The organism is uncultured Stenotrophomonas sp., assembly GCF_963519125.1.
GTDB lineage: Bacteria > Pseudomonadota > Gammaproteobacteria > Xanthomonadales > Xanthomonadaceae > Stenotrophomonas.
On the sequence record NZ_CAUQLJ010000049.1, the window covers coordinates 1 to 7,432 of the forward strand.

5 protein-coding genes and 1 pseudogene are annotated in these 7,432 nt (G+C 67.3%); 5 read left to right on the forward strand and 1 reads right to left on the reverse strand.

What is annotated here, in order from left to right; genetic code table 11:
- Positions 1 to 85 precede the first annotated feature (85 nt).
- Positions 86 to 1,501, reverse strand: a complete 1,416-nt coding sequence (locus RYM47_RS19560) for a class II fumarate hydratase (protein ID WP_315390186.1) — start codon at positions 1,499 to 1,501, stop codon at positions 86 to 88.
- A 232-nt stretch (positions 1,502 to 1,733) separates the two neighbouring features.
- Here RYM47_RS19560 and RYM47_RS19565 point away from each other — a divergent pair, with 232 nt between their 5' ends.
- From RYM47_RS19565 to sucA, 5 genes and pseudogenes are all read left to right on the forward strand, one after another.
- Complete coding sequence (locus RYM47_RS19565) at positions 1,734 to 3,068, forward strand: hemolysin family protein (RefSeq protein WP_315390188.1); 1,335 nt, start codon at positions 1,734 to 1,736, stop codon at positions 3,066 to 3,068.
- Between the two features lie 35 nt (positions 3,069 to 3,103).
- Entirely contained in the window at positions 3,104 to 4,471 is a 1,368-nt protein-coding gene (purB, locus tag RYM47_RS19570) for an adenylosuccinate lyase (RefSeq protein ID WP_315390190.1), read from the forward strand.
- Positions 4,472 to 4,618: 147 nt separating this feature from the next.
- Positions 4,619 to 6,058, forward strand: coding sequence for a cupin domain-containing protein (locus tag RYM47_RS19575; RefSeq protein WP_315390191.1), 1,440 nt, complete (start codon positions 4,619 to 4,621; stop codon positions 6,056 to 6,058).
- 1 nt (position 6,059) lies between these two features.
- Positions 6,060 to 6,560, forward strand: coding sequence for a hypothetical protein (locus tag RYM47_RS19580; protein ID WP_315390193.1), 501 nt, complete (start codon positions 6,060 to 6,062; stop codon positions 6,558 to 6,560).
- A 184-nt stretch (positions 6,561 to 6,744) separates the two neighbouring features.
- A pseudogene (sucA, locus tag RYM47_RS19585) lies at positions 6,745 to 7,432 on the forward strand (2-oxoglutarate dehydrogenase E1 component); the annotation flags it as partial.

Genomic DNA, 7,432 nt, shown 5'->3' on the forward strand with positions numbered 1-7,432 from the left:
CAAACCCACCCCCGCCGACCCTCCGACAGTTGGCAGGTGAGTCACCAAAAAGCGGTAGAGCCGGGCCCTGCCCGGCTGCTGTTTCTCAGCCGCCTGCACCACCGCCGCCAGCCTGAATTCCACCGGCTGTCAGCGCGGCCGGATCCAGCAGACGACGCAGTTCCGCCTCGCTCAATCCACTGTCTTCCTTCGCAACCTCCAACACCGGCCGCTGCTCTTTATAGGCACGCTTGGCAATCGCCGCGGCCTTCTCGTAACCGATGATCGGGTTGAGCGCGGTTACAAGGATCGGGTTGCGACCCAGCGCTTCGCGCACGCGGTCTTCGCGCACCTTGAGCCCGGCAATCGCGGTGTCGGCGAGCAGGCGCGAGATGTTCGACAGCAGGCCGATCCCGTCCAGCAGGTTGGCCGCGATCAAGGGCAGGGTCACGTTCAACTGGAAATTGCCGGTCTGGCCCGCCACCGTGATCGCGGTGTGGTGGCCGATCACCTGCGCGCACACCATCACCGTCGCCTCCGGAATCACCGGATTGACCTTGCCCGGCATGATCGAACTGCCCGGCTGCAGCGCCGGCAGCTCGATCTCGCCCAGGCCTGCCAGCGGACCGGCGTTCATCCAGCGCAGGTCGTTCGCGATCTTGATCAGCGCCACCGCCAACGCATTGAGCTGACCCGACAGCTCCACCGCATCGTCCTGCGCTGCCAGCCCTTCGAATTTGTTTTCCGCACTGTCGAAGCGCGCGCCCGTCTGCTGCTTCAAGCGCTTGGCCACCCGCTCGCCGAAACGTGGATCCGCATTGATCCCGGTCCCGATCGCCGTGCCACCCAGCGGCAGCCGGCGCAGCCGCTTCAGGCTGTCTTCAAGCCGCTCCTGCGCCGACGACAACTGCGCCGACCACGCGCCGAATTCCTGCTCGAAGGTCAGCGGCATCGCATCCATCAGATGCGTGCGCCCGGTCTTCACCACCTTGCGCAACGCCCGGCCGCGCTTGTCGATGGTCTTGCGCAGGTGCACCAGCGCCGGCAGCAATTGCTCCTGCACCCCCAGCAACGCCGAGACCCGCAACGCGGTCGGAATCACATCGTTCGAACTCTGCCCCTGGTTCACGTGGTCGTTCGGATGCACCGCCGTCTTGCCGGCTTTGCCCGCACGGTTGGCCAGCGTCGCGATCACCTCGTTGGCATTCATGTTCGACGACGTGCCCGAACCGGTCTGGTAGATGTCGATCGGGAAGTGCGCGTCGTGCGCGCCAGCGGCCACTTCGTCCGCCGCACCTTCAATCGCCTTGGCGATGTTCTTCGGCAGGTGGCCCAGCTCGGCGTTGACCGCCGCAGCAGCCCCCTTCACCAGCCCCAGCGCGCGGATGAAACCGCGCGGCATGCGTTGGCCCGAGACCGGAAAATTGTCTACCGCACGCTGCGTCTGCGCGCCCCAGAGCGCGTCTGCAGGTACCTGCAGTTCGCCCATGCTGTCATGCTCGGTCCGGAAACCCTTGCTCATTGCATCACTCCGCGGTTCTTTCAGTGGGGAAAGGGAACGGCGGCTGGCAACGGGCCTTCATTCCCTGGCTGGCGGCTCCGCTCACGATACTCCCAAGCCGGATTGAAACCCAAGCGTGCGCCGGTTCGGCTAGACTCGGGATTCGTGTTCATTCAGGCATCACCTCTTCTCCCATGGGCGACGACCCTCATTGTTGTAACCACATTCCCTCCATCCCGCAGGGCCGCCACGCATGATCGTCGGCAACCTCCTGCTCCTGCTGCTGGCCCTGTTCCTGGTGGTGCTCAACGGCTTCTTTGTGGCCGCCGAGTTCGCCCTGGTCAAACTGCGACACACCCAGGCCGTCGGCCTGGCTGCCCGCCACGGCTGGCGCGGCCGCCTGCTGCTCAACGTGCATTCGCACCTCGACGCCTACCTCTCGGCGTGCCAGCTCGGCATCACCCTGTCCTCGCTCGGCCTCGGCTGGGTCGGTGAACCCGCCTTCGCCCACCTGCTGCAGCCGCTGTTCGACACGCTCGGCATGGGCCCCGAAGCAGCCCGCCTCACCGCCTTCATCATCGCCTTCAGCCTGATCTCGTTCCTGCACATCGTGCTCGGCGAACTCGCACCGAAATCGATGGCGATCCGCCGCCCCGAAGCGATGTCGCTGTGGACCGCCGCGCCGCTGTACCTGTTCTACTGGGCGATGTTCCCGGCGATCTGGCTGCTCAACCACAGCGCCAACGCCCTGCTGCGCCTGGCCGGTTGGGGCGACGTGGAGCACACCTCGCACCGTTACTCGCGCGAGGAGCTCAAGCTGATCGTCGCCCGCCAGCAGCCCGGCGCCGATGCGCCGGACCAGGACCTCACCCTGATGAGCCACGCGCTGGAACTGCCGGAGCTGGTCGCCGGCGACCTGATGCGCCCGCGCGAACACATGCGCGTGTTCCGCCAGGGCATGGGCCTGGCCGAGGTCATGGCCGAATTCGCCGAAAGCCGCTACAGCCGCTATCCGTGGTTCGACGCGGACGGCGAAGAAGTGTTGGGCGTGCTGCACATGAAGGACCTGCTGGTCGAGATCGCGCGCGGCAACCCGACCGACGACCTGCGCGCCCTGCTCCGCCCGGCCAACCTGATCGCGCTGGAAACCCCGGTCACGGCCGTGCTAGAGCGCTTCCGCACCGGCACCACGCACATGGCCCTGTGCGTGGAGGAGCATGGCCGCATCCTGGGTTACTTCACCCTGGAAGACCTGCTTGAAGTGGTCGTCGGCGATATCGAAGACGAACACCCGCACGTGGTCACCGACGCCCCCACCCGCGGCGCCGACGGCAGCCTGCTGGTGGCCGGTTCGACCTCCATCTTCCGCCTCGAGCGCCTGCTCGGCCGCGACCTCGCCGCCCCCGAGCACCTGAACTCGGTCGGCGGGCTGATCGTCCACCAGCTGCAGCGGCTGCCCGAAGAAGGCGAGCAGGTGCGGATCGACGGCCAGCTGTTCACGGTCAAGCGCATGGCCGGCCACCGGATCCAGGCCGTCACCGTACGCCGCGCGCCCGAACAGGCCGACGAGGACCCCGGGGCAGCGTAGAATGACGGCCCCCGCCGTCATTGCCTGCGCCCGCCATGTCCGAATTCGCCCTGCTCGCCCTGTCCCCGCTCGATGGCCGCTACGCCGGCAAGGTCGACGCGCTGCGCCCGATCTTCTCCGAGTACGGCCTGATCAAGGCCCGCGTGAAGGTCGAGGTGGAATGGCTGCTGGCCCTGGCCAACGAGGCCGGCATCGCCGAGCTGGCGCCGTTCTCGACCGGCGCCGCCGCCCGCCTGCGCGCCCTGGCTGACGACTTCGCCCCGGCCCACGCCGCGCGGGTGAAGGAGATCGAACGCACCACCAACCACGACGTCAAGGCGGTGGAGTACTTCATCAAGGAACAGCTCAAGGATGACGCCGAACTGGCCCCCGCCCTCGAGTTCGTCCACTTCGCCTGCACCAGCGAAGACATCAACAACCTCAGCTACGGCCTGATGCTCGAACAGGCCCGCCGCGAGGTGCTGCTGCCCTCGCTGGACGGCATCGCCGCCATTCTGCGCAGCCTGGCCCACGCCCAGGCCGAACAGCCCATGCTCTCGCGCACCCACGGCCAGACCGCCTCGCCCACCACCCTGGGCAAGGAAGTGGCCAACGTGGTCGCTCGCCTCGAGCGCCAGCGCCGCCAGATCGCCGCGGTCGAACTGACCGGCAAGATCAACGGCGCCGTCGGCAACTACAACGCCCACGCCATCGCCTACCCGGACGTGGACTGGCCGGCCTTCGCCAAGCGCTTCGTCGAAAGCCTGGGCCTGGTGTTCAACCCCTACACCACCCAGATCGAGCCGCACGACAACATCGCCGAGATCGGCGACGCCGCCCGCCGCGCCAACATCATCCTGATCGACCTGGCCCGCGACATCTGGGGCTACATCTCGCTGGGCTACTTCAAGCAGAAGCTCAAGGAAGGCGAAGTCGGCTCCTCGACCATGCCGCACAAGGTCAACCCGATCGACTTCGAAAATGCCGAAGGCAACTTCGGCATCGCCAACGCCCTGTTCGAGCATTTCAGCGCCAAGCTGCCGATCAGCCGCTGGCAGCGCGACCTCACCGACTCCACCGTGCTGCGCGCCGTCGGCACCGCCTTCGGCCACAGCCAGGTTGCCCTCGACTCGCTGGCCAAGGGCCTGGGCAAGCTGACCGTCAATCCCGAGCGCCTCGACGGCGACCTCGACGCCGCCTGGGAAGTGCTGGCCGAAGCCGTGCAGACCGTGATGCGCCGTTATGGCCTGCCCAACCCCTACGAGCAGCTCAAGGCCCTGACCCGCGGCCAGGGCATCACCGCCGAATCGATGAAGGCGTTCGTCGAGGCCCTGGACCTGCCGGAAGACGCCAAGCAGGGCCTGCGTGAGCTGACCCCGGGCGGGTACATCGGGTTGGCCGCGGATCTGGCCAAGGCGATCTGATCGAGCCCACGCACGCGTGAACCCCAGACGGGGCGCCGGTCATTCCGGCGCCCCGTTTTCGTTGCGACACCCCACCGCAGGTGCACATGACACAGAACCAGCGGACAATACCCACGTATCCCGCCTGAACGCTGCAAGGATTCCCCCATGGCTGTGCGCAAGACCAAAACCCCCATCATCGAAGTCCAGGCCCGCCCCGGCCTGCCGCTGGGCATGCCCGCCGCCACCTTCCTGCGCGACTACTGGCAGAAGCGCCCCCTGCTCATCCGTGGCGCCTTCCCCGACTTCGAAACCCCGCTCCAGCCCGAAGACCTCGCCGGCCTCGCCTGCGAAGAGACCGCCCTGGCCCGCCTGATCAGCCACGACCGCACCACCGACGGCTGGACCGTCCGCACCGGCCCGTTCCAGGAAGAAGACTTCCCCGGCATGCCCGACCACGACTGGACCCTGCTGGTCCAGGACGTCGACAAATGGGATCCTGACGTGCGTGCCCTGCTCGCCCACTTCAGCTTCCTGCCCCGCTGGCGCATGGACGACGTGATGATCAGCTTCGCCGCCACCGGCGGCTCGGTCGGCGCCCACGTCGACCAGTACGACGTCTTCCTGCTCCAGGCCTACGGCCACCGCCGCTGGCAGATCGACGCCAGCGAATCCATCAAGGGCAAGCGCCCCCCGCTCGACTTCCGCCCCGACGTCGAACTCAAGCTCCTGCAGCGCTTCAAGCCCACCCACGACTGGGTGCTCGAACCCGGCGACATGCTCTACCTGCCGCCCAACGTCCCCCACAACGGCGTTGCCGAAGACCCCTGCCTGACCTTCTCCTTCGGCATGCGCGCCCCCGCCTCCGCCGAACTGATCAGCGACTACCTCGACACCCTGATCATGGATGCCGACGAGGCCATCCGGTACCAGGACCCCGACCTCAAGGTCCCCGAAGACCCCAATGAGATCGACGTCGTCGCCATGAACCGCGTCGTCCAGGCCCTCAACGCCATCCGCATGAACGACCCCGACCGCCTCGGCGACTGGTTCGGCCGCTTCATCACCACCTACCGCGCCGCCGGTGACGTCGTCGCCTCCGGCCAACCCCTGCCGCGCCACGACGTCGAAGCCGCCTTGGCCGAAGGCATCGAACTCGGCCGCCACCCCTGGGCCCGCCTCGCCTGGCGTCGCGCCAAAAAGGGGGCCAGCCTCTACTGCAGCGGCCTCGAATTCGCCCTGCCGGTCAAGGACGCCCAGGCCCTGGCCGCCGCCGAACAGATCGGCGCCGCCTTCTACCAGAAGCTCTCCGCCAAGGGCCGCGACGCCCTGCACGAACTGATGGCCGGCGGCTACTACCAGCTGCTCGACGGCGACGACTTCGAGGATGAAGACGACTTCGACGACGAAGACGCCAACGACGACGTCGCCGAGTACGACATCATCGACGCCACCGACACCGTCGAGGTCGTCGAAGACGAAGACGTCCAGGCCAACGTCCACGAAGTCACCGTCCACGAAGACGGCGTCGAAGTCATCGTCGACTTCGACGACAGCGACAGCGACGACGACGCCGAAGCCACCGACGGCCACGGCGGCAAGGCCTGACATGACCGCGCCCGACCTCCCGAACGGCGCGATCAACATCGAAAGCGCCGACCAGGCGGTGGCGTTCACCACCGCCCTGGTCGACCGCGCCCGCCGCCATCTCTGGATCCACACCCGCCTGCTCGACCCCGGCCTGCTCGACGCCCCGCCGGTGCTCGAGGCCCTGCGCCGCTTCGCCACCGCCCGCCACGACAAGCAGGCCACCCTGCTCGTCCACGACGCCACCGCCATCGCCCAGGCCGGCTCGCCCCTGCTCGGCCTGATCCAGCGCCTGCCCACCGTGTTCCGCGTGCGCCAGGTCAGCGATCCCATCGACCGCGCCCTCGCCTCGGCCTGCCTGGTCAACGACGCCGGCGACTACTACTTTCGTCTGAGCGGCCTGCGCTTCGACGGCGAAGCCGGGTTGTCACTGCCGGCACGTTCGCGGCCGTTGCAGGACGGTTTGCAGCGCGTATGGGAACGTTCGCGGGAATGTACCGAACTGCGCGCGCTCGGCTTCTAGTCCCGTTCCGGCGCCTGAACCTGTCTGGGAATGACACCGCAGGCCCTCCGCAGGCCGTTGTGGTGCCCCTTCCTGTCCCGATGGGGGTACAATTTGGCCCGTTAGATACCGCCCGTGCAGGGCTATTCATCTTCCCTGCCGGATCATCGAAGCCCTACCCCACAAGCGAATCCGACCCTCCATCGTGGACAATCTACTGAAGCAGTTTGCGCAGTCTTCGCAGCTCGCCGGCGGCAACGCCTCCTACATCGAGGATCTGTACGAGCAGTACCTCGTTTCTCCGGACAGTGTCGATCCCAAATGGAAGACCTACTTCGACGGCTTCAAGGGCCGCGAAGCCGGTGACATTCCGCATTCGGCCGTCATCGCCCACATCGCCGACGCCGCCAAAAACGCGGTCAAGGGCGGCGGCAACTCCGGTGCCAGCGACGAACGCGAGCGCAATGTCGGTCGTCTGATCACGGCGTACCGTTCGCGCGGCCACCTCGACGCCCGCCTGGACCCGCTGGGCCTGGCCCAGGCCGTCAACTCGCCGGACCTGGACCTGCCGTTCCACAGCCTGTCAGAAGGCGACCTCAACGCCGAGTTCAGCACCGGCGGTGTCGGCGGCCAGCCGCGCATGAAGCTGCGCGACCTGCTCGCCCGCCTCAAGAAGACCTACACCGGCTCCATCGGTGCGGAATTCATGCATATTTCCGAGGTCGAGCAGCGCCAGTGGCTGTACCAGCGCCTGGAACTGGCCGGTGGCAACTACAGCCTGGACGCTGACACCCAGCGCCGCACGCTGGAGCGCCTGACCGCCGCTGAAGGCCTGGAACGCTACCTGCACACCAAGTACGTCGGCCAGAAGCGCTTCTCGCTGGAAGGCGGCG